This window comes from Thalassospira australica (genome assembly GCF_044790785.1).
Taxonomy (GTDB): domain Bacteria; phylum Pseudomonadota; class Alphaproteobacteria; order Rhodospirillales; family Thalassospiraceae; genus Thalassospira; species Thalassospira australica_A.
This window is the reverse complement of the sequence record NZ_CP085258.1, coordinates 295,206-318,230: the sequence shown is the minus strand read 5'-3', so window position 1 is coordinate 318,230 and position 23,025 is coordinate 295,206. Positions and strand designations below refer to the sequence as shown.

The 23,025-nt window shown below is 56.2% G+C and carries 20 protein-coding genes; 14 read left to right on the top strand and 6 right to left on the bottom strand.

Annotated features, from left to right (window positions below; genetic code table 11):
• The first annotated feature begins 394 nt into the window (after positions 1 to 394).
• The gene (locus LG297_RS01475; RefSeq protein ID WP_404424414.1) at positions 395 to 1,066 is read left to right on the top strand and encodes a response regulator transcription factor; all 672 of its coding nucleotides are present in this window, start codon (positions 395 to 397) and stop codon (positions 1,064 to 1,066) included.
• Positions 1,067 to 1,102: 36 nt separating this feature from the next.
• Here LG297_RS01475 and LG297_RS01470 read toward each other — a convergent pair whose 3' ends face one another.
• The gene (locus LG297_RS01470) at positions 1,103 to 1,576 is read right to left on the bottom strand and encodes a hypothetical protein (protein WP_404424412.1); all 474 of its coding nucleotides are present in this window, start codon (positions 1,574 to 1,576) and stop codon (positions 1,103 to 1,105) included.
• A gap of 314 nt (positions 1,577 to 1,890) precedes the next feature.
• Complete coding sequence (locus tag LG297_RS01465) at positions 1,891 to 2,541, bottom strand: LuxR C-terminal-related transcriptional regulator (RefSeq protein WP_404424410.1); 651 nt, start codon at positions 2,539 to 2,541, stop codon at positions 1,891 to 1,893.
• A gap of 286 nt (positions 2,542 to 2,827) precedes the next feature.
• Between LG297_RS01465 and LG297_RS01460 the strand changes: the two genes are divergently transcribed.
• The 3 genes from LG297_RS01460 to LG297_RS01450 all read left to right on the top strand — a co-directional run bounded on the left by LG297_RS01460 (position 2,828) and on the right by LG297_RS01450 (position 5,467).
• Positions 2,828 to 3,676, top strand: coding sequence for a CsgG/HfaB family protein (locus LG297_RS01460; protein ID WP_404424408.1), 849 nt, complete (start codon positions 2,828 to 2,830; stop codon positions 3,674 to 3,676).
• A 4-nt stretch (positions 3,677 to 3,680) separates the two neighbouring features.
• Positions 3,681 to 4,964: a hypothetical protein gene (locus LG297_RS01455; RefSeq protein WP_404424406.1), complete on the top strand. Its 1,284-nt coding sequence runs from the start codon at positions 3,681 to 3,683 to the stop codon at positions 4,962 to 4,964.
• Between the two features lie 74 nt (positions 4,965 to 5,038).
• The gene (locus LG297_RS01450; protein WP_404424404.1) at positions 5,039 to 5,467 is read left to right on the top strand and encodes a hypothetical protein; all 429 of its coding nucleotides are present in this window, start codon (positions 5,039 to 5,041) and stop codon (positions 5,465 to 5,467) included.
• A gap of 143 nt (positions 5,468 to 5,610) precedes the next feature.
• Here LG297_RS01450 and LG297_RS01445 read toward each other — a convergent pair whose 3' ends face one another.
• Entirely contained in the window at positions 5,611 to 8,196 is a 2,586-nt protein-coding gene (locus LG297_RS01445; protein WP_404424402.1) for a mechanosensitive ion channel domain-containing protein, read from the bottom strand.
• Positions 8,197 to 8,322: 126 nt separating this feature from the next.
• Between LG297_RS01445 and LG297_RS01440 the strand changes: the two genes are divergently transcribed.
• The 8 genes from LG297_RS01440 (at position 8,323) to lpdA (ending at position 20,152) form a co-directional block, all read left to right on the top strand.
• Complete coding sequence (locus LG297_RS01440; RefSeq protein WP_404424400.1) at positions 8,323 to 9,312, top strand: zinc transporter ZntB; 990 nt, start codon at positions 8,323 to 8,325, stop codon at positions 9,310 to 9,312.
• A gap of 149 nt (positions 9,313 to 9,461) precedes the next feature.
• Positions 9,462 to 10,586, top strand: a complete 1,125-nt coding sequence (gene zapE, locus LG297_RS01435) for a cell division protein ZapE (RefSeq protein ID WP_404424398.1) — start codon at positions 9,462 to 9,464, stop codon at positions 10,584 to 10,586.
• 574 nt (positions 10,587 to 11,160) lie between these two features.
• Positions 11,161 to 12,111 (top strand): malate dehydrogenase, encoded by a 951-nt coding sequence (mdh, locus tag LG297_RS01430; protein ID WP_007089203.1) that lies wholly within the window; start codon positions 11,161 to 11,163, stop codon positions 12,109 to 12,111.
• Positions 12,112 to 12,248: 137 nt separating this feature from the next.
• Positions 12,249 to 13,478 carry an ADP-forming succinate--CoA ligase subunit beta gene (gene sucC / locus LG297_RS01425; RefSeq protein ID WP_404426923.1) on the top strand — a complete coding sequence of 410 codons (1,230 nt, stop codon included), beginning with the start codon at positions 12,249 to 12,251 and terminating at the stop codon, positions 13,476 to 13,478.
• 2 nt (positions 13,479 to 13,480) lie between these two features.
• Positions 13,481 to 14,356 (top strand): succinate--CoA ligase subunit alpha, encoded by an 876-nt coding sequence (gene sucD, locus LG297_RS01420; protein WP_404424396.1) that lies wholly within the window; start codon positions 13,481 to 13,483, stop codon positions 14,354 to 14,356.
• 69 nt (positions 14,357 to 14,425) lie between these two features.
• A complete protein-coding gene (locus LG297_RS01415; RefSeq protein WP_404424394.1) occupies positions 14,426 to 17,338 on the top strand; it encodes a 2-oxoglutarate dehydrogenase E1 component in 2,913 nt (970 codons plus the stop codon).
• A 105-nt stretch (positions 17,339 to 17,443) separates the two neighbouring features.
• On the top strand, positions 17,444 to 18,721 hold the full coding sequence (gene odhB / locus LG297_RS01410) for a 2-oxoglutarate dehydrogenase complex dihydrolipoyllysine-residue succinyltransferase (protein WP_037990442.1): 1,278 nt from the start codon (positions 17,444 to 17,446) through the stop codon (positions 18,719 to 18,721).
• Positions 18,722 to 18,745: 24 nt separating this feature from the next.
• On the top strand, positions 18,746 to 20,152 hold the full coding sequence (gene lpdA, locus LG297_RS01405) for a dihydrolipoyl dehydrogenase (RefSeq protein WP_404424392.1): 1,407 nt from the start codon (positions 18,746 to 18,748) through the stop codon (positions 20,150 to 20,152).
• A 20-nt stretch (positions 20,153 to 20,172) separates the two neighbouring features.
• Here lpdA and LG297_RS01400 read toward each other — a convergent pair whose 3' ends face one another.
• Genes LG297_RS01400 through LG297_RS01390 form a run of 3 tightly spaced genes read right to left on the bottom strand, consistent with a single transcriptional unit; the run spans position 20,173 to position 21,415 of the window.
• The gene (locus tag LG297_RS01400; protein WP_404424390.1) at positions 20,173 to 20,376 is read right to left on the bottom strand and encodes a hypothetical protein; all 204 of its coding nucleotides are present in this window, start codon (positions 20,374 to 20,376) and stop codon (positions 20,173 to 20,175) included.
• 11 nt (positions 20,377 to 20,387) lie between these two features.
• Positions 20,388 to 21,170, bottom strand: coding sequence for an NAD(P)H-dependent oxidoreductase (locus LG297_RS01395; protein ID WP_404424388.1), 783 nt, complete (start codon positions 21,168 to 21,170; stop codon positions 20,388 to 20,390).
• A 32-nt stretch (positions 21,171 to 21,202) separates the two neighbouring features.
• On the bottom strand, positions 21,203 to 21,415 hold the full coding sequence (locus LG297_RS01390) for a zinc-binding dehydrogenase (protein WP_404426922.1): 213 nt from the start codon (positions 21,413 to 21,415) through the stop codon (positions 21,203 to 21,205).
• Positions 21,416 to 21,459: 44 nt separating this feature from the next.
• Between LG297_RS01390 and LG297_RS01385 the strand changes: the two genes are divergently transcribed.
• Complete coding sequence (locus tag LG297_RS01385; RefSeq protein WP_404424386.1) at positions 21,460 to 22,389, top strand: LysR family transcriptional regulator; 930 nt, start codon at positions 21,460 to 21,462, stop codon at positions 22,387 to 22,389.
• Between the two features lie 131 nt (positions 22,390 to 22,520).
• Positions 22,521 to 23,021, top strand: a complete 501-nt coding sequence (locus tag LG297_RS01380; RefSeq protein WP_404424384.1) for a hypothetical protein — start codon at positions 22,521 to 22,523, stop codon at positions 23,019 to 23,021.
• Positions 23,022 to 23,025 lie beyond the last annotated feature (4 nt).

Sequence of the window (23,025 nt, the reverse complement as noted above, 5' to 3'; positions counted from 1 at the left end):
TCCTTGGTTGATTAATCCTGCTGGATTATAGATCAAACGCGATATCCAGACTATCGTGATCATATTGATCAGAGCGTAGACAGCATTATGGAAAACCTTAGGCTTATCGGCACCATATCGCTTCTATTCTAAGAGGAAAAAAATACCCGAGGGATTCACAGCACCGATATGCATGAATCCCTGGCGTATTCAGGGACACTGATCTGGACTAGAGAACGAAGAAAATATCCGGATTACCGTGAGCATATTGACCAGGTTGGAGGCAACATCGCGCAAATCTAGAGGTCATCTAACCCATATCGTTTCTATTCTGAAGCGGGGAAGAAATATCCCCGAGGGGGCTTCGCCGCACCAGCGTGAGTGAACCTCCTATAACAATTTAGGGACACGGATCATGCTGACAAGAGACGACAATTCAATATCAAGAATTACCGTGGTTCATTCCAGCGCGCTGTTGCGCAGCGGCTTGACCACCATTCTGGGTAATATGAATGGCACCCTGATCACTGGTGCTGCCAATCTCGATAAACTCATCAATGATGTCCAAAGCAACGAGTGCCTCGATACCATTCTTTACAGTATCGACAATTTCGAAACCCAGATCGGGCTTCTGGCAGATTTCCACCGCAATTCGCCCGAAGTCAAAATCCTGACCCTCGCAAGCGACTATCAAGCCGAAGAATTGTTTCAATTGTTTGAAATCGGCGTCAGCGGCGCATTGCTTGACGATGTGTCAAAAACCACCATCGAACTTGCCTTGCGCCTGATCCGTGAAGGGGAAAAGATTTATCCCTCCAATCTCGCCAATGTGATGATGGAACGCTTTCAATATATGTCTTCGATTGCGATGTCTGACAGCACATTCGAGAATATCGAACTGTCACAACGCGAACAGCAAATCCTCGGCTGTCTTGCCAGCGGCGATTCAAACAAGCGTATCGCCATTCGCCTCAATATTTCCGAGGCAACCGTCAAGGTGCATGTCAAAAGCATCCTGAGAAAAATCAAGGTCGATAACCGAACCCAGGCGGCAATCTGGGCACTCTGCAGCCGGAGCCCGAAATAGGAATGTCCTGTTTCCTGCCCCGGCTGCACCATGATGTCAGTTCCGCGCCACCATCATGGTCCAGGCATCTATCGGAGACGATGTATAATACGGAATCATCGGCCCGTTCTGCTGATCAACCAGGTTTATCCAGCCTGTTATCGTATCATGATTGTAACTGGCATAGGACAAACCTCCGTCCGCACCGTTTGAGGTGAAATAGCTGTTGAAGGCACCGGCATACACATTCACATCAAAAAGCCGTATGCCCCTGTAGCCCGGCAGAATATCGCCCGAACTGTCGGTAACAATCGCAGTCCCGCCTTTGCTTTTTTCAACCGAAAGCAAATCCCCGTTCTCTCCACGCAATATGTTGCGCGGCTGCATATCAAACAACTGATCGTTCAGCATCGCCCGCCGACCGGCCGCACTCATGCCCGGTGACCCGGTCGGCGTATTAAAGGAATAGGGTTTGTTGTTGAACTGGGCATGGCTTTGCTGCGCCCACGCCAGAACAAAAACAAAAGTCATAGCGGGAATCACTGCAAAGGATTTCTGCACATACCCGAAAAAACGGTTCATTTTTTCACCTCATGTTTCATGAAGGCCTGTAAAACAGCTTTACCGCCAAAAAATATTCATACTCAAGATATGTATCAGCTTCGGCAAGAAAACAGCCCGCGCAAAAGGGTTTCCACCTTAAAATCCGGATGTCACCCGATCAGCAGGAGTATTGGAGGACAGAATTACCTACAATGATCTGCAAGAATCTTCTTTCCGCGGCAGCATCTACCCGCAGATTGGCATATTTACATAAAGATACTTGATACAGGCCGGTCAGGCCGTCAGGTCACGGGATCAATATTACCGCCATAACCAAGATAGAACCCGATGATTGCCGCCTGTGTCCGGGTTTCAACACCCAGCTTTTGATAGATTTCAAGCAGCCGGGTCTTCACGATACCAATCGATATATTTTCAGAACGGGCGATTTCCGTATTGCCGTATCCGGCCACAAGCTGACGCAGCAAACGCTGCTCCCCGCTATCAAGACTCTCGCGCAATGCGGCCCGGTTGTTTCCGAGCAACAAGTCGGCACATCTGATTTTGCCAGGCAATATCCAGTAGCCCTCGCGACCAAATCCGCACACATCGGCAAGAAGGTCGCGCCGGCACCGATATAAAAGTCCATCCGGAACACAGGCACAGTTTCGCGCATCGAAATAAAGACCGTCTTCGACAAACGAGATCAACGGCATACTGCGCGACAGCCTGACCAGATAGCGGATTTGGGTATTGTGAAGAAGTCCCAGTCTTTTGTGACTGATTATTGCCGCGGCAAAGGTGTCCGTCTCGCGATTGATGTGATTGAAATCGGGGTCCGCCACCAGATCGAAATGTGTATATGCCCCGAACAACTCCTGCGCATCAGCCTGCTCATAGCCGACAACGAGCAAGCCTTGGCCATAAACATCCCGATCTTCTGACGCCTTCATAAAATGCCCAACCTGACAGAAAACTGATTTCATAAGAATCAAGCATTTCATCCCCCAAAGACAATCACCTTTCAGTAGAAAAGGTATCTCTTTATGGCTAACACCTAATAGTAAATAAATCTAAAAATAATTACTTAAATATACAATGTAATTAAACTTCATATATAAATTTCCACACCACCAATACTTTATAAAAAGAAACAAACCCAACAACAATGCAATAATAAAACATCGAACGACATGACTTGAAAGACGCAGCCCGTCTTTTCATTAAGGGGTCGAAAAGATGTTTCGTAAAATTGCAGCCGCAGCATTAACGCTTACCAGCCTTTCCGGGTGCGCCGCTGGCGTAGGGTCGTACTCCGGCAATGGCATTGACCCGATGGTCTCCTTTCCGGTCACAGATAATGAAACACCCTATAGCCTTTGCCTGAGACAACTTTCGAAGATCGAGGCAAAGCGCTTGCCGATTTTTGCTGTTGGTGAAATTGCCGACAAAACCGGGCAGGTCAACTATGACGAAAATGGCCACGCCGTGTCACAGGGCACGACTGAAATGGTCATGAGCGCGCTTTACAAATCGGGCCGCGCCAATCTCGTTGAACGTTTCGATCTGCGCATCCCGCTGGCCGAAGTCAGGCTGGCCGAACAGGGGCGGCTGACCCGGACAGTCGAAGAATACGGAAAAATCCCGGCATCCGACTTCATCCTGGTCGGTGCCGTGACCGAACTTAACTACAACATCCTCAGCGAAGGCGCACAGCTGTTTGTACGCGGGATAGGCGGTGGCGGACGCACCATCGTCATCAATGTCGCCATGGATTTACGCGTTATCGATTCACGCAATTTCGCCGTGCGCTATGTCAGCTCCCTGCAAAAACAGGTCCTCGGCTACGAGATCAGCGCCGGCATTTTTCGCTTTTTCGGAATCAATCTAGTCGAGTTTGACGCCGGGCGCATCCGGAACGAGCCGCTTCAGCTTGGCGTCAGGGCCGTTGCAGAAATGGGGGTCTATCAAATCATGACCGACTTTCTGGGACTGCCACAAACACCGGAATGCACGCTTAATAAAGGAAGCGATATGAGCGAGCATCTTGAGCGGTTCTCTTCACCTGCAGATGGTCAACAGGAGTAACCAAATGTTTAAGTCTAAATTGTTGCTGGGCACCGTATTGGCAGCCGGCACACTGATACTGACGGCTCCAGCCCAGGCCTTTGATTATGTCGAATGGTCCTGGGATGCCGAAGTCAACACCGATGTCGATCTTGATCTCGACATCGTTGATCCGTCCGAATTTGCGATGATTGAATCCCTTCAGATCAAACTGGGGGACACCACTGCAACTTCCAACGTCAACAACATTTACAACAATCAGCCCATGAGCGGCACCGCATCCGGCACCTTCAGCTTCGAAGGCGAAGCCTGGGACAATGACGTTCTCGGTGGAATCGAACCACCCGTGGATGCATTCACTGGCCAGACCAGCGGCAATGTCGATGGCATCGCAGCCGGTCAGGGAACCAACCCGGCCACTTTCACTACCGATGGTGCTGACGTTGCGGGCTCTCCCGACATCGAAGGCGGCATCAGTGATGCAACCGGCTCCTTCACCAATGCCAACATTACCGTTAACGGCGCTGTTACCAATCCGTTCGGTGCAGACGGTATTGGCGCGGGCAATGGTGTGGCCGACGAACCGGACGGCGTAATCTTCACCGTCACGGTTGACGGGCTGGAAGTCGAAGGCGCTTCCTATGATGCCGCAACAGAACTGCCGTCGCTTGATGCCACTGCAACGGCTCTTGCCAACAACGCCTCGATCGAAGGTCAGGGCGTTGTGAATGTTCATGCCGGTCAGTTTGCATTTGACCCGGCCGGAACTGGTGGGGAAATTGACGAACCGAATGGTGGTGAATCAGAACTCGCCAGCTTCAACTACGATCCGACCAACCCGAATTCCAATCTCTCGGGTGCTCTTGCTCTGGCTGCTCTTGCTTTGAATGGTGATGTCGGTCCGTCTCAAATCACCGCAACCTCGAATGCAAGCTATATCGACAATTTCGCGGTTGATGCCGGTGCCACTGCACTTGCCAACAACATGAACATCTCTGTGGTTGCTGGCGGTACTCCGGATGTTGAAGAACCCGATACCGGCGAAATGTCATCTGCCTTCTGCTTCATGGGCTGTGGCAATGGCAACGACGACGACAACGATGGCATCCAGCCTGACGTTGCTCTCATCGCCGATGTCACCCAGTTCGCCTATGCCGATGTTTCGGCAACCTCGAACGTGCATCACATCAATCTGAACAATTACACCGGTCTGGGCTCGCTTGATCAGCCGGTTATCAACGGTACGGCAACGGCAATCGGCAACAACCTGTCGATCAAAGTCGGTGCTCCTGCCATTGACGTCGAATAAACCGCCTTGCGACGAAACGGAGGGGCAAATTGCCCCTCCTTTTTCGCCCGGACAGTGCGCGAAAGGAACATCCTATGAAAACCGCATTAACGCCGAACGTTGCGTTGAAAACCGGTATTCTGGCGGCGGCTTTTATCGTTGCCTTACCGTTGCAATCCGCATTCGGACAGATGTTTGAAAAACCCTGGGCCGCAACCGCCCAAAACAGGGCACAGATCGCCGTCATTATGAAACAGGCGGAATCAGGTCTGCTGGACGGTACAAATGGCACAACCGCCAGCACATCGGGCAGCAGCAGCCTGACGCAACTTGTTTGCGGCGGCAGCGGCGGTCAGTCCGAAGCCACGGCAAACTCCGCCTGCATCATCCTGAACAACTCCAATGGCGACATCAATACAGGTCAGGACTCAACCGGCGACCAAACTGCCAATGCATCGACCCAAACAACCACCAACAACTCGGATTTGAGCGATGCGCTCGAAAACATATCCGGCAACAACTAAACAAGAACAATCTGCCGCGAAGTGCCGTCAACTCCCCTATGCCGAACGGCACGATAGCTGTTCCCCCTAAGCAGCACCTCTCCCGGCCACTCTAGAGTCCCCTACTAGGGCCGGGATCTTTTTTTTCGAGCAACCCTTACCGCTTATCGCGGCGCATCCCCGTCCGGGTCGCCCCCGGCATCGGGGATGCTGCGCGCAGCCGCATCCTTGTCGCGGTTTTCGTCTTTCGCCTCTGACGGCGGGGCGGCCGGGTCGGTGCCTTCACCTGTTTCGGCACCTGCTTCGGGAACATCATCCTTTGCCTCGATCACCGGCATGGCCTTGCCCTGTCCGGCCTCGCGGATGGCAGCCGCCAGTTTGTCGATATCGCGGAAATGCACATCCTGCTGCGGGAACGGGATTTCAACACCCTCGGCCCGGAACCGTTCAAGGATCTCGAACCGCACCGCACTGCCGACCGACAGGACATCGCCGATATCGCGCAGGAAATAACGCAATTCGAAATCAAGCGAGCTGGCCCCGAAATCAATAAACACCACCTGCGGTGCCGGATAGCTCAGGATTTCACGGCGCTTATCCGCGATCTCCAGCAGGATTTCCCGCACCTTGTTGGCATCCGATCCATACGAAACACCGATCCGGATAATCCCGCGCCCGCTGCGATCTTTCAGCGTCCAGTTCATCACCCGGTTGGAAATCAGTTCGGAGTTCGGGATCACCACCGATGACCGGTCAAAGGTTTCGATCTCGGTCGCACGCACCCGGATATCCTTCACCAGCCCCTGATCGGCCCCGACCACGATCCAGTCCCCGACCTTGATCGGCCGTTCGATCAGAAGGATCAGGCCCGACACAAAGTTACTGACGATACTTTGCATGCCAAAACCGATACCGACCGAAATCGCACCGGCAATGATCGCAAGGTTGGACAAATCCATGCCCGCCGCCGAAATCGCCAGCAACACCGCAAGGCAGATCCCGACATAGCCGAAAATCGCCGAAACCGAATGCTGCAATCCTTCATCAAGCTTGGTATTGGGCAGAACGCGCGTATTGAGCATCCGCTGGAAAAACCGCATGACGCCCAGAACCGCCAGAAACAGCAAAATCGCGATCAGAATCGCACGCAGCGAGAAATTGATCCCGCCCACCTGTATGCCGACAAACGCCTTTTCGGCGACATCAAGCAGTTCCGCCCACGCGATATCGGTAAAGATCAGCACCGCCAGCGGCACCGCAATCGAAAACATCACGACATCGATGGTCACACGCAACCAGAAATAAAGCGTGCCATGCACCGCATCGCTGGTGCCGTCATCATCGGGCGATGACGGTTTCACCAGATAGGTATGCACAAGCGCGCGCGCATATCCGCGCAGCAGCCAGTAACTGGTCGCAAACGCCAGTGCCAGCATCAGGTTTTCAAGGATAAACCGCGCCAGCGCCACATAACCAAGGATACTGAGCACCGGCAGCAGCACCGCAACAATCCGCAATCCCCGGCGCGACCGTCTTTCGGCCTTGGCCCATAATTCGTGCCGGTCCGGCCCGCCATGTTCCCAGAACACGCCAAGCGAACAGACAAACAGGACAATCGAAATCAGGAAAACATTGGAAACACTTTGCACCAGCGCGATTTCAAGCGACGTGCCAAGCGTGGTCGCCCCCTGCAACAGCACCAGATCAAACGCATAAATCACCGCCGCCAGCAACGACAGAAGTCCGACAACCCGCGCGCCCGTCACGGTCGTGCCCGCGCGCCGCATCCCCGGCAGGAACGGCGAATAAATGGCCCGGATCGACGCCCCGACAAACAGCAGGAACAAAAGGGCGGCAAAACACTGATAGACAAAATCGCCCATGCTGCCATCCAGAAGGTCGGGCTGCCGGTCCACCATCTGAAACGCCACCAGCAACGCAATCCCGGGCACCATCGCCGTAAACAGGAACCGCGTCCCCGATATCAATGAAACCCGGTCCTCTTTGGGCGCATTGCGCCATCGTTCCGGCAACCAGCGCAGCACCACCACCTCGCCCCCGATCAGGGCGGCCATCACCACAAATGCCAGCAACACAAGTGCCGGGGCGATCTCGGCAAGCTGATCCCCCGCCGCACCGTCAAGCTCAAGATCGGAATACCGGCCACTGATCATCTCGGGCAGTTCTATGGCACCAGACCAGACCTGGCCCCAGCTTTCTCCGTCCCACGGCACATCGACCCGGCCCAGAATGCGGCGGGTAAATCTTTCGCGTGAAATCCGCGCCAGACGGTCGGAAATTTCGGTGGCACGAAAATCAACCAGTTCGACCTGCTTGATCACGCCGCTGATCGTCGCAATGTCCTCATTAAGGCGCTTGCGCTCGGCGGCAACGGCCGGGACCTCGCTCTCGCCTTCGGCGGGTGCTTCACCCAGTTTGCCAAGGGCGGCATTCAGACGGTTCAGCCTTTCCGACGCACTTGATCGCAACGTCGCCGCCCCTTCGACCACCTTTTCAACCGTCACCCGGCTTTCATTGATCACACGGCCTGTGACCTCTTCGACCGACAGGGCCACATCAACGCCATCAAGACTGTCATTCCAGCCCGATATCAGTTGCTGGCTTTTTTCAAGCTCGACCTTCTGAACGTTTTCCTGCGGGGTATCCTGCGCACTCGCGCTACCGCCGATCAGAACGGCGGCCATGATTGCCGCCATAAACCACAATACAATCGGGCGAATTGTCGTCATGATAGGTATTCCATGCTTATCCCTGTCGGGCCGGTGACCGAAACCCGTTTCTCCTGATTTGCAAGCAGGTTACACTGTCGTTGATAACGAATCACGAACCGTTTTGCACCAGACGGAGCCCGTCCTATGTCTTCATCCGCCCTGATCAATGCTTTCATCCTCGATAGTGACGGCAAGGGAACCTCCCTTGAATGGCAGGACATCGTCAAATCCCTTCCCCAGACAGGCGAAAACCAGTTTCTCTGGGTGCATCTCGACTGGATGGCGGAAGGTGTCCGGCGCTGGCTGATCGATATTGTCGGGCTCGATCCCACCATCGCCGATAACCTGTCCACACGCGGCACCCGGCCATCGGTCTTCTTTTACGATCATGGCTATTCGATGAATTTGCGTGGCGTCAATCTGAACGCCGAAAATGATCCCGCCGATATGATTTCGGTGCGCTTCTGGGTATCGGGCAATCTGGTGATTACGCTGCGCAACCGGTCGCTGAAGGCGTTTGACGATATCCGCACCGCGATTGCGCAAAACAACGCACCGCGCAATCCCGATGATTTCGTCCTCACCGTTGCCGAACGGCTGGTTTTCCGGGTCGATAATGTCGTACACGGCCTCGAGGAAGAGGTCGACACCATCGAAGACGATCAGGAAGACACCCCGGAAAACAAGACCCTCTCATTGCGCCGCCGCTGTTCGGATGTCCGCCATCAGTTATCTCGTCTGCGCCGTCACCTCTCCCCGCAACGCGATGCGCTGGGCCAGTATGTCGAACAGAAAACCGCATGGCTTGATAAACGCTACAAACGGCGCGCACGCACGCTCACCGATAAAAACATCCGTCTGGTCGAAGAATTTGATTCCCTTCGCGAACGCATCCAGATCGTTAATGAAAACATGATGGCGCTGGAAACCGAACGCATGAACCGCACCATGTACTGGCTGACGGTGATTGCCGGTCTGTTCCTGCCGATCAGTTTCGTGACCGGGCTTCTGGGCATCAATGTCGGCGGAATTCCCGCCGCCGAAAGCCCGTTCGGATTTCTCGGCGTTTCCATCATTCTCGCCGTCATCGTCGTCTTTGAAATCTGGCTGTTCAAAAAGATGCGCCTGGTCTGAACCCGCTGATGCCCCCTCTGAGCCACCCGGTCTTTTGCACATGATGCAATCAAGCCATGCGACACAGCCTTGTTGCATTGCAAAGCGGCTTGGCGCTATGACTTTGACCATCCGCCCTTATTCACCTTCACTGCATGACGAGATCCTTGATGACCGACGGCCCGCTTTCACGTTACCGCGCGAAAATCACCAAGGGCGAGCTGTCCCATGATCCCATGCAGGAACTCTGTGCGGAAAAACTGCAAAGCCTGTTCAAGGCGCTGAACCATTACGAACCGCAAACCGGGTCAGGTGGCTGGCGCGAACGGTTTGGCCTGACACGCCGCCGCGAGGAACCCGAACCGCCGCAGGGCCTTTATATTTACGGCGAAGTCGGGCGCGGCAAATCCATGCTGATGGATCTGTTTTACGAAACCGTCGCGGTGGATCGCAAACGCCGGGTGCATTTCCACGACTTCATGCAGGATGTGCATGATCGCATGCACCGTTTCCGCAAAACCAAATCAAAGGACGACGCCGACCCGATCCCGCCGATTGCAAAGGATCTGGCCAATGATGCGTGGCTTCTGTGCTTTGATGAAATGCAGGTCACCGACATCACCGATGCGATGATTCTGGGCCGCCTGTTCGAACAGCTTTTCGATCATGGCGTGGTGATTGTCACCACATCCAACCGCATGCCCGATGATCTCTATAAGGACGGCCTGCAACGCCAGAACTTCCTGCCCTTCATCGACATGATCAAACAGAAGCTTGATGTGCTCGAACTCGCCAGCCCGACCGATTACCGGATGCGCAACCTGACCGCGGCGGATGTTTTCCTGTTCCCGGCCGGACCGGATGCGAAGGCAAAAATTGACGAGATGTTCGCAACCGTCACCGAAGGCGCCCGCGTCGCGCCCGACAGCCTGACCAACAAGGGCCGCAAGATCGAAATTTCCGCCGTCGGGGCCGGTGTGGCGCGCTTCACCTTTGACGAACTTTGCACCAAGCCGCTCGGACCGGGTGACTACATCGCGATTGCCACCCATTTCCACACCATCGTCATCGACCTGATCCCGAAACTGCCGGACTCGCGCCGCGACTGGGCCAAGCGGTTCGGAACCCTCATCGATGCGATGTATGAACATAAAACCAAGCTGATCTGTGCGATTGAATGCGATCCGTCGGAAATCTATACCGACGGCGATTATTCATTTGAATTCCAGCGCACCGTGTCGCGCCTGACCGAAATGCGCAGCCAGGAATATCTCGACATGCCGCATCTGACCTGATCGGTCTGATGACCCTGCGGCTCAGGCGAATTTGAACCTCTCAAAAACGACTCCACCCACACAGGTTTAATTACGGCACAAAAAAAAACCAACAGGTGATGGTTGGGATGCCGATTCTTGCGTGGGGCGCGCATTTGTGTTTCCAAAAATGCAGAATCTGCCTGAAGCACCATTTCCTTATGCACCACCTGCCGCATGGCAGATGGCCGTTTCCTGCAAGGCTGGACGCCAGAAGATAAGATCATGCGCCGCAATTCGCGGCAAAAGCGTGTTGTGCCTTTCCTTTAGGCAGCGCCAAGGCGCAAACAGGCTTTGGTTTTGCTGCCGATTTGCATTTATTCGCATCTGCAACATGATCGGTTTTTAAGCGTTTAGACAATAGTTGCAACAAACCGGGAACCGGCGGTTTTCCTCGTGAAAACAGCGGCGTTTCCCCTTGTAAAAGCGGCCGAATCAGTTTACGACACTCGGTGTTTACGAACGATTCTTTCGCGTTCGCAGGTTTAAATTTTCAATCGCGCTCCCAAGTTGAGTTTCGACCCCCAGGAAGCGCAATAGGGAAGAAGGTAACGGAATGGCCCGCAACAAGATCGCGCTCGTCGGTGCCGGCAATATTGGTGGTACTCTGGCCCACCTCGTCGGCCTGAAAGAGCTTGGCGACGTCGTCCTTTTCGACATCGTTGATGGCATGCCACAGGGCAAGTCTCTCGACATTGCTGAATCCTCCCCCGTCGACATGTTTGATGCCGACCTCAAGGGCACCAGTGACTATAAGGACATCGCAGGCGCTGATGTCGTTATCGTGACTGCCGGTGTGGCCCGCAAACCGGGTATGAGCCGTGATGACCTCATCGGCATCAATACCAAGGTCATGACCCAGGTTGGTCAGGGCATCAAGGAACATGCCCCGGACGCATTCGTCATCGTCATCACCAACCCGCTTGATGCGATGGTCTGGGTGATGCAGCAGGCAACCGGCTTCGATCCGAAGAAAGTTGTCGGCATGGCTGGCGTTCTGGACTCTGCACGCTTCCGTTACTTCCTCGCCGAAGAATTCAATGTTTCGGTCAAGGATGTCACCGCCTTCGTTCTTGGCGGTCACGGCGATACCATGGTCCCGTCGATCCGTTATTCGACCGTTGCCGGCATCCCGGTTCCCGACCTGATCAAAATGGGCTGGACCACCCAGGAAAAGATCGACCAGATCGTTCAGCGCACCCGTGACGGTGGCGCAGAAATCGTCGCTCTTCTGAAAACCGGTTCCGCTTTCTACGCCCCGGCTGCTTCGGCAATCGCGATGGCGGAAAGCTACCTGAAAGACCAGAAACGCGTCATGCCGGTTGCCGCCTACCTTAGCGGCGAATACGGCGTTGACGGCCTTTATGTCGGCGTCCCGGTTGTTCTGGGCGCAGGCGGTGTTGAACGCATCGTCGAAATCAATCTCGACGAGTCCGAAAAGGCAAACTTCGACAATTCCGTGAACGCAGTTCGCGGCCTCGTCGAAGCTGCCAAGGGCATGCTCTAAGATCGCGAAGCGGGCTGGTCAGTGACCGGCCCGTTTTTCATTCATTGTCGTTATTATAACGTCAATGAACGCGGGCCTCGCAACAACGTCCCCTTTTTGACAGGGACATTGAAACCACGATTTCTGACCCACAGGAAATCGTACGGAAGGCAAGAAAGCGACCGAACATGAATATTCATGAGTACCAGGCGAAAGAAATTCTTCGCAAATACGGTGTGACCGTGCCGAACGGCAAGGTTGCCTACACCGCTCAGGAAGCCACCGAAGCGGCCCAGTCTCTGGCTGGTCCGGTTTACGTGGTGAAATCCCAGATCCATGCAGGTGGCCGCGGTAAAGGCACCTTCAAGGAAGCATCCGCTGGCGATAAAGGCGGCGTTCGCGTCGTCAAAAGCGTCGAGGAAGTCGGCACCAATGCCGGTCAGATGCTCGGCGCGACCCTGGTCACCCACCAGACCGGCCCGGATGGCAAGGAAGTCAAACGCGTCTATATCGAAGAAGGCTGCGACATCGCACGCGAACTTTATCTTTCGCTGCTTGTTGACCGTGCCACTTCGCGCGTGATCTTCATGGCCTCCACCGAAGGCGGCATGGACATCGAAGAAGTTGCCGAAGCAACCCCGGAAAAGATCGTCACCGTTGACATCGATCCGGCTGCCGGCTTCTCGGGCTTCCATGGTCGCAAACTGGCATTCGCGCTGGGTCTCGAAGGCAAACAGGTTTCCAAGGCCGTCAAATTCATGACCGCCATGTATAACTGCTTCCTCGAAACCGATGCGGCGATGGTTGAAATCAACCCGCTGGTCGTCACCGGTGATGGCGACATCATCGCGCTCGATTGCAAAATGAACTTCGACGACAACGCGCTGTTCCGTCACCCGGACATCGAAGAACTGCGCGACGAAGACGAAGAAAACCCGGCCGAGCTTGAAGCTGCAAAACACAGCCTCAACTACATCAAGCTTGATGGCACCATCGGCTGCATGGTCAACGGCGCAGGCCTTGCCATGGCAACCATGGACATCATCAAGCTTTATGGCGGCGCACCGGCAAACTTCCTTGACGTTGGCGGCGGTGCCACCAAGGAACGCGTGACCACGGCCTTCAAGCTGATCCTGTCGGACCCGAATGTCGAAGGCATCCTGGTCAACATCTTTGGCGGCATCATGCGCTGTGACGTGATCGCAGACGGCGTTGTGGCAGCCGCCCGCGAAGTCAGCCTGAACGTTCCGCTGGTCGTTCGCCTCGAAGGCACGAATGTCGAACTTGGCAAGAAAATCCTCGAAGAATCGGGTCTGCCGATTGTTTCGGCCGATAACCTTGCCGATGCCGCCGAAAAGGTGGTCAAAGCTGTGAAGGAGGCCGCGTAACTATGGCTGTTCTCGTCAATAAAAACACCAAAGTTATCTGCCAGGGTTTCACCGGTTCGCAGGGGACCTTCCACAGCGAACAGGCAATTGCCTATGGCACCAAAATGGTTGGTGGCGTGACGCCGGGTAAAGGCGGCACCAAGCACCTTGACCTGCCGGTCTTCAACACCGTTGACGAAGCGGTCCATGTGACCGGTGCCAATGCATCGGTGATTTATGTTCCGCCGCCCTTCGCGGCTGATGCAATTCTCGAAGCCATCGACGCCAAGGTCGAACTGGCTGTCTGCATCACCGAAGGCATTCCGGTTGCCGACATGGTTCGCGTCAAGCGCGCCCTTTCGGGTTCGAAAACCCGTCTGATCGGTCCGAACTGCCCGGGCGTCATCACGCCGGACGAATGCAAGATCGGCATCATGCCGGGTCACATTCACCGTCGCGGCAAAATCGGTATCGTTTCACGTTCCGGCACGCTGACCTACGAAGCCGTCGCACAGACCACCGCCGCAGGGCTGGGTCAGTCGACCTGTATCGGTATCGGTGGTGACCCGGTCAACGGCACCAACTTCATCGATTGCCTCGACCTGTTCCTGAAGGACCCGGAAACCGAAGGCATCATCATGATCGGTGAAATCGGTGGTTCCGCCGAAGAAGAAGCATGCGAATTCCTGCAGGCTTCCAAAGTCAAAAAGCCGGTTGCCGGCTTCATTGCCGGTGTGACCGCGCCTCCGGGTAAACGCATGGGCCATGCCGGTGCGATCATCTCCGGCGGTAAGGGCACTGCGGATGCGAAAATGGAAGCAATGCGCAGCGCTGGTATTCTTGTTGCCGATTCCCCGGCAAGCCTTGGCTCGACCATGCTCAAGGCTTTGAACGGGTAATCAGGGTAGTCAGAGGAAAGGCAGGGGGAGGCGTGGTCTCTTTCGGGACCATGCCTTCCAAGACCACAAATGAAACCTCAAGATATCGACACGATTCTGAACGAGTCGAACGCAACCTACATCGCTGAACTTTATGCCCGGTATCAGAGCAACCCAACTGCGGTTGATCAGAGCTGGGCCGAGTTTTTTGACGGGTTGCAGGACGACGCCTCCGATCTCCTTGCCGAAATGCAGGGACCCAGCTGGCAGCCGCGGGAAACCAAGGTTGTTGGCGGTATGGAAGGATACGACGTCTCACAGGGCCACGCCGAACGTCCCGCCAATGGCGGTTACGCACCGGCGGCCCACGCCGCACAACAGACCGCGCCGGTCAGCTCCGACGCCATCCGTGCCGCGGCACATGATTCGATTCGCGCCCTGATGCTGATCCGCTCCTATCGCGTGCGCGGCCATCTCGAAGCGAATCTTGATCCGCTGGGCCTTGCCCCGCGCGATCCGCACCCGGAACTCGATCCGAAAACCTATGGCTTCACCGAAGCCGACATGGATCGTCCGATCTACATCGCCAATGTTCTTGGCCTTGAAACCGCGACCGTTCGTCAGATCGTATCGTTGGCCCGCAAAACCTATTGCGGCTCGATCGGCATCGAATTCATGCATATCCAGGAACCCGAACAGAAATCCTGGATTCAGCAGCGCGTCGAAAGCATCGGCAACCAGACGCAGTTTACCGCACGCGGCAAGGAAGCCATCCTTGAACGTCTGGTCGAAGCCGAAGGTTTCGAAAACTATCTGCACACCAAATATGTCGGCACCAAGCGTTTCGGCATCGACGGTGGCGAAGCCCTGATGCCGGCCCTTGAACAGATCCTCAAACGCGGCAGCCAGCTTGGCATCCGCGAGGTCGTGTTCGGCATGCCGCACCGTGGTCGTCTGAACGTTCTGGCCAACGTTCTGAACAAACCGTTCCAGGCGATCTTCTCGGAATTCATGGGCAACCCGTCCAAGCCGGACGACGTGATGGGCTCGGGTGACGTCAAATATCACCTTGGCACGTCCGCTGACCGCGAATTTGACGGCAACGTTGTTCACCTGTCGCTGACCGCGAACCCGTCCCACCTCGAAGCGGTAAACACCGTCGTTCTGGGCAAGGTCCGCGCCAAACAGGCACAGCGCAAGGACACCGCGCGCGAACAGGTCATGGGTATCCTCCTTCACGGGGATGCGGCCTTTGCCGGTCAGGGTCTTGTCGCTGAAACCTTCGATCTGTCGCACCTCAAAGGCTATCGTACCGGCGGTACGATCCACTTTGTCGTCAACAACCAGATCGGTTTCACCACCAAGCCGTCCGATAGCCGTTCTTCGCCTTACTGCTCGGATATTGCCAAGGTCGTTCAGGCGCCGATCATCCATGTCAATGGTGACGACCCAGAAGCCGTGGTTCACGCCGCACGCATCGCGACCGAATTCCGTCAGGAATTCAAACAGGACGTTGTCATCGACATGTTCTGCTATCGCCGCTTTGGCCACAATGAAAGCGACGAACCGGCCTTCACCCAGCCCAAGATGTATGACGTGATCGGCAAACACCCGACCACCAAGGACATCTACGCCAAAAAGCTGGTCAAGGAAGGTCTTCTGACCGAAGAACGCGTCAAGGAACTGGATCAGAAATTCCAGAGCCACCTTGACGACGAATTCAAGGCCTCCGAAGCCTATCGCCCGAACAAGGCAGACTGGCTCGAAGGCAAATGGTCGGGCCTCGCCTCCTCGCACGGCGAAGATGCGGACTGGACCGGTCAGACCGGTGTGGAAAACGACTTGTTGCAGGAAGTTGGCCGGGCACTTTCGACCCCGCCCAGCGACTATGACATCAACAAGAAAATCCTGCGCCAGCTCAAGGCCAAGGCCAAGATGTTCGAAACCGGCGAAGGCATCGACTGGGCAACCGGTGAAGCCCTCGCCTTCGGCACCCTGATGTGCGAAGGCACACCTGTGCGTCTGTCCGGTCAGGATTGCCAGCGCGGCACCTTCTCGCAGCGTCACGCAAAACTGGTCGATCAGACCAACGAGGCAAAATACACCCCGCTCAACAACATCCGTACCGGCCAGGCCGAGCTTGAAGTCCTCAACTCGCCCCTGTCCGAAGCCGGTGTTCTGGGCTTCGAATATGGCATCACCCTTGCCGAACCGCATTCGCTGGTTCTGTGGGAAGCCCAGTTCGGTGATTTTGCCAACGGCGCACAGGTCATCATTGACCAGTTCATCAGCTCGGGCGAAGCCAAATGGCTGCGCATGTCGGGTCTGGTGATGCTGTTGCCGCACGGTTACGAAGGTCAGGGCCCGGAACACAGCTCCGCCCGTCTGGAACGGTATTTGCAGCTTTGTGGTGAAAACAACATGCAGGTGGCCAACGTCACGACCCCTGCAAACTATTACCACATCCTGCGCCGCCAGATCCGCCGTTCGTTCCGCAAGCCCCTGATCCTGATGACGCCGAAATCGCTTCTGCGTCACAAACAGGCGGTCTCGCCGCTGTCCGAATTCGGACCGGGGACCGTCTTCAAATCAGTGATCAGCGAAACCGGCAAACTGACCGATGCCAAAAAGGTCAAACGCGTCGTCCTGTCGGCGGGCAAGGTCTATTACGATCTGCTGGCTGAACGCGAAAACCGCGGGATTGACGATGTTGCCCTGGTGCGCGTCGAACAGCTCTATCCGTGGCCGGCCAAGGAACTGGCAGAAGAACTTGCCAAATATCCCAATGCCGACGTGGTCTGGTGTCAGGAAGAACCCGAAAACATGGGGTCCTGGTACTTCGTCGATCGTCGTATCGAAGGCGTGCTGTCCGGGATCAAACACAAGGCCGGTCGCCCGATCTATGTCGGTCGCAAGGCTGCCGCGTCCCCGGCAACGGGCTTGCTCAAGGCTCACCTGCGCGAACAGGCCGAACTGGTCGATGCCGCGCTGAGCGTAAAATAACTTTATCGGACGGGCGGGAAACCGCCCGTTCGACCCGCACATTCAGAATTCATTCGTATTCGGGCAGGCCCAAACTGTCTGATTGAAAAAACGGTCGAGGAAAAAATGGCGACTGAAGTTAAAGTTCCCACGCTGGGCGAGTCTGTTACCGAAGCAACAATTGCGAAATGGTACAAAAAAGTCGGTGATGCAGTTGCAGCCGATGAACCGATTGTCGAACTTGAAACCGACAAGGTCACCGTCGAAGTCAACGCACCGGTCGCTGGTGCGATTGCCGAACTGGTCGCCCAGGAAGGTGACGAAGTCGAAGTCGGCGCCCTGATCGCCATGATCAAGGAAGGTGCCGAAGGCGCTGCTCCGGCCAAGGAAGAAAAAGCCGAAGCCAAGGAAGAGCCAAAGAAAGAAGAGCCGAAAAAAGAAGAAGCCAAACCGGCTGCTGCCCCGGCAGCAAGCGCACCGGCGGCTTCGACCTCGGCCAATGCCGATCATCCGCTGCCGCCTGCCGTTCGCAAACTGGTCGAAGACAAAAATCTCGATCCGTCGAAAATTCCGGCATCGGGCAAAGACGGCCGTCTGACCAAGGGCGACGTTCTGAACTTCCTCGAAAATGGTGGATCGGCGCCGCGCGCGGCTGCGGCTGCACCGGCGGCACCTGCTGCTCCGAAGCCCGAACGCGAACTGCGCGAAGGCGAAGAACGCGTCAAGATGTCCAAGCTGCGCCAGACCATCGCGCGCCGCCTGAAAGAAGCCCAGAACACCGCGGCCATGCTGACCACTTATAACGAAGTGGACATGACCAACCTTCTGGCCTGCCGTAATCAGTACAAGGACGGCTTTGAAAAGAAACACGGCGTGAAGCTCGGCTTCATGTCCTTCTTCATCAAGGCCTGCACCACCGCACTTAATGAATGGCCGGCGGTCAATGCCGAGATTGATGGCAACAGCTTCATCTACAAAAACTACTGCGATATCGGCGTTGCCGTTGGTACCCCGCAGGGTCTGGTTGTTCCGGTGATCCGTTCGGCGGAAAAGAAAAGTTTTGCCGACCTCGAAAGCACGATTGTCGATTTCGGCAAACGCGCACGTGACGGCAAACTGGGCATGGATGAAATGACCGGCGGCTCGTTCACCATTTCGAATGGTGGCGTGTTTGGCTCCCTTCTGTCCTCCCCGATCCTGAATGCGCCGCAGTCCGGTATCCTCGGCATGCACAAAACCCAGATGCGCCCGGTCGCGATCGACGGCAAGGTCGAAATCCGTCCGATGATGTATCTCGCACTCTCCTATGACCACCGTATCATTGACGGCCGCGAAGCCGTTTCCTTCCTGGTACGCGTCAAGGAATGCATCGAGAACCCGGAACGCATCCTGCTCGACATCTGATCAGACAAAAGGATCAAAGAACTCATGGCTGAGAACTACGACGTTGTCGTGATCGGTGGCGGTCCTGGCGGTTATGTTTGCGCCATCCGCGCCGCACAGCTTGGTCTCAAGGTTGCCTGCGTTGAAAAACGCGGCACCCTTGGCGGTACCTGCCTCAATGTGGGCTGCATCCCGTCCAAGGCCCTGCTTCATTCCTCCCACCTGTTCGAGGAAGCGACGGAACATTTCGATACCCACGGCATCGAAGTGTCCAAGCCGAAGGTCAATCTCGAAAAGATGATGGCCCGCAAGGACAAGGTCGTTGACAGCAATGTCAAGGGCATCGAATTCCTGTTCAAGAAGAACAAGGTCACCTATGTCAAGGGGACCGGCGAAATCACCTCGCCCACCTCGGTCAAGGTTGCCCTTCTGGACGGCGGCGAAGAAACCATCAATGCCAAGAACATCGTGATCGCCACGGGTTCGGAAGTCACCCCGCTGCCGGGTGTCGAGATCGACGAGAAAAACATCGTCTCCTCGACCGGTGGTCTCGAACTTCGGAAAGTCCCGAAAAAGATGGTTGTCATCGGGGCTGGCGTGATCGGTCTCGAACTCGGTTCGGTCTGGCGTCGCCTTGGTTCCGAGGTCACCGTGATCGAATATCTCGACCGTATCCTGCCGGGCATGGATGGCGAGCTGGTCAAACAGACCCAGCGCATCTTTACCAAACAGGGCATCGACTTCAAACTGGGTCACAAGGTCACCGGTGCGAAAACCGGCAAGTCCGGCGTGACGCTCACGGTTGAACCGTCCAAGGGCGGCGATGCCGAGGAAGTGAAGGCCGACGTCGTTCTGGTCGCCATTGGCCGCCGTCCGTTCGTCAAGGGCCTTGGCCTTGATAAGGTCGGCGTCGAACTTGATGATCGCGGTCGCGTCAAGACCGACGAACATTTCCAGACCAACGTGCAGGGCATCTTTGCCATTGGGGACGCCATCATCGGTCCGATGCTGGCCCACAAGGCCGAGGAAGACGGTGTCGCCCTTGCCGAAATGCTGGCCGGCGAAGAAGGCCATGTCGATTACGGAAAGGTCCCGGGTGTTGTCTACACCTGGCCCGAAGTCGCCGCGGTCGGCAAAACCGAAGAGCAGCTCAAGGACGAAGGCGTTGACTACAAGGTCGGCAAATTCCCCTTCACTGCCAACGGTCGCGCCAAGGCAATGGAAAGCACCGAGGGGTTTGTTAAAATCCTCGAAGACAAGAAAACCCACCGCGTCGTCGGCGCACATATTGTCGGCCCGGCAGCCGGCGATCTGATTGCCGAGGTTGTGCTGGCGATGGAATACGGCGCCTCTGCCGAAGACATCGCACGCACCTGCCACGCCCACCCGGCCCTTGGCGAATCCGTCAAGGAAGCCGCCCTGGACGCCGACAAACGCGCGATCCACATGTAATACGATCCGGGGCAACCCGATCAGACAAACGGCCGCTCCTTTGGGGCGGCCGTTTTTTTGGTAAGCGTCTTTTCACGACTACCTTGCAAATGGGAATAGAAGAGTGCCTGGGGTATCGTTACCGCGAGATCGCGCGCGACATCCGGGACAAGCCCAATCATGGCGAACTCCGTCGTGCCGATGGCGAAGGCCGCCACAGCAAGCGAGAATAATGCAGGCAACATCGGTGTTGCTCTTATGCCTCGATCAGATCGGCAAAGTGCGCGTCGAGGCCGGTTTTGCCCGGCGCAACGTGGTCCGCCATGGTGTGGCGATCGGGGAAGTCGCCGCCGTTTTGCGACCGGAAGGGAATTGGCGTGTCGGTGAACAGCCCGGCGAGACGCACACGCCATGCCGCCTTGATCGCCTCCACTTCTTCCGCCGTGGAAACGTGAGCCGCGCCATAGACCGCGTGCGTCGGAAGCACGTCCATGCCGGGATAGAACAGCGCGCCATGAGTCAGCGGGAACAGCAGTTGCTCGATCGGCCCGTTGATACCCCGCGGGCCATAGTCGGCCGCTGGGCCGCCGGTCTGCACGTTGACCAGCGCCCGCTTGCCCTTGAGGATGCCCTCGCCAAAGCGGAACTGGTTGGAGCCATTCTGATAGCCGTAGGCAAAGCCGAAGGCATAGACCCGCTCTATCCAGCCCTTCAGGATGGCGGGCACGCCGTACCACCACAGCGGGAATTGCAGGATCACAGCATCGGCCGCAAGCAGCTTCTGCTGCTCGGCGATCACGTCGGGCGTCTGATTTCCGCTTCCGTAAGCATGACCCGACTCCGCGATGAAAGATAGCCGTTCGGGGTTGTCACGCACTGGAAAGTCATCGGCGTCGAACACCGCCTTCCACTTCATGCCGTAGAGGTCCGAATGGATTACGGTGTGTCCCGCTGCCGACAACGTCTCAGTAGTCACATCGACCAGCTGGCGTGTCAGCGAAGTGGGTTCGGGGTGCGCGTAAACAACGAGAACTTTCATAATGATCTCTCCTTGATAGTTTTTTGGGATAATTAGTATTCGACGACAATCTTGCCGAAATGGCCGCCAGATTCCTGGAACCGGAAGGCGTCCGCGATTTCGGCCAGCGGAAAGGAGCGGTCGGTCCGAGTTTGCCGGGGTCGGGGAGATCCACCAGCGTCAGGTCGTCGAGCCCTTGGTGCGGATAAGCCTGGATAGCTTTCATAGGCGAACTGGTATCCGTTTCGTCGATTGTGGCGCCGCAGGACTTAGCCTGCTTTCGGCGAATGTAGTGCGACTACTTTGGGTGTTGAAATCGAACGTTTTATGTGTTGCTATCGACGCGATGGATACCAAGAACCTTGATCTCGGACTTCTTGTAACGCTTGAGGTCCTGCTTGCGGAGCGCAACGTCACGCGCGCCGCGCGTCGGCTGAACCTCAGCCAGCCGGCCTTGTCTGCGCGGCTGGCAAGACTCCGCGATGCATTCGGTGATCCGCTCCTGATCCCGGGCCAGCGCGGGATGGTTCTGACCCAGCGGGCACTTGAGCTGATGCAGCCACTGCAGGAGGCACTGGAGGGTGTTCGCCGCGTCGTCGAGCAAGGAGCGCCGTTCAATCCGGAGACCTTGCGTGCGACCGTGGTGATCGCGGCAAGCGACTACGTCCAATATGCGCTGCTGGCACGCTACTCGGTCGTTTTGCGGGCCGAGGCGCCAATGATCCGCATCGCCTGGCGGACGCTCGACTTGATGGCACTCACGACACAGTTGGAGCGTGGCGAGGTGGACCTGGCTTTGGCAAGGCCCGAAGAAGCGCCGGCGGCGATGCGCCAGCGCCGACTCTTCGAGGAGGAGTATGTGGTCGTCGCGCGACAGGGGCATCCGGCCGTGCACGGGGTTCTTGATCTGGACTTGTTCTGCGCGCTGGATCACGTCGTCGTTTCGAAACTGGGCGGAGGCTTTGCCGGGCCTACCGATGCGGCGCTTGAGGCGATCGGCCGCCGTCGTACCGTTGCCTTGTCCACGTCGGGCTTCCTGATCGTGCCGGAGATCGTGTCACGATCCGATATGATCGCGGTGATTCCGCGTCGGATCGCAGACGGTTGGTCAGACCGGGTGCAGGTGCTGGAACCGCCGCTCCACATACCCGGATTTGACATCGCCAGTATCTGGCACGACCGCACCACCAGCCATCCAGCACACAGCTGGCTGCGTGACAGGCTCGCTGCTTTGGCATGACGTTCCGCCCAGCGTATAAAAGGCTAGGCCCGTTTTCCTGAAAACGATCCCATATGGAACGATCGCGAGCGGCAGCTCTCGGTTGATCCCGCCAATTAGGCGAGACCTGTGCGGATGGCGAATTTGTCCCAGTGGCAGTCAAACGTATGCCGTCGCGAGCAATCCATTGGATAGCAACCGGCCCCGCAATTTCCCAGCCCCCTTCCCGGCAGGCGCATCTCTCCCGTTCTGCCTTTTCGTTTCGTCAAATTTTACGCCGTCCGTTTCCGGGCCATTTCAATGCCCAGACGCACTCCTGCCGTATTGACTTTGCCCCACACGGATCTTCCGCGCTTGGCGGAAACCACCTGCTATTCAACCACTCAACATCGTCGCTTTTTCATCACGTCATCCCCTTGGCTTTGACGGACAATCCGCCCCCCGGAAACGCAAAAACCCGCCGAAGCGCATCACGCCTGGCGGGTTATGTCTCCGGGCCCATTTATCCCGTTGATTTTGTCTTTATGCCACAAACAAAAGAACAAATCAAGAACATTTTGCAAAAATTTTCACTGTCGGGTCCCGGCAAAAATTCTCGTTTATTCTCAATAAATTATGCCATCATATTGCCCTATGAAGGACCGGTCCGCTAAGATC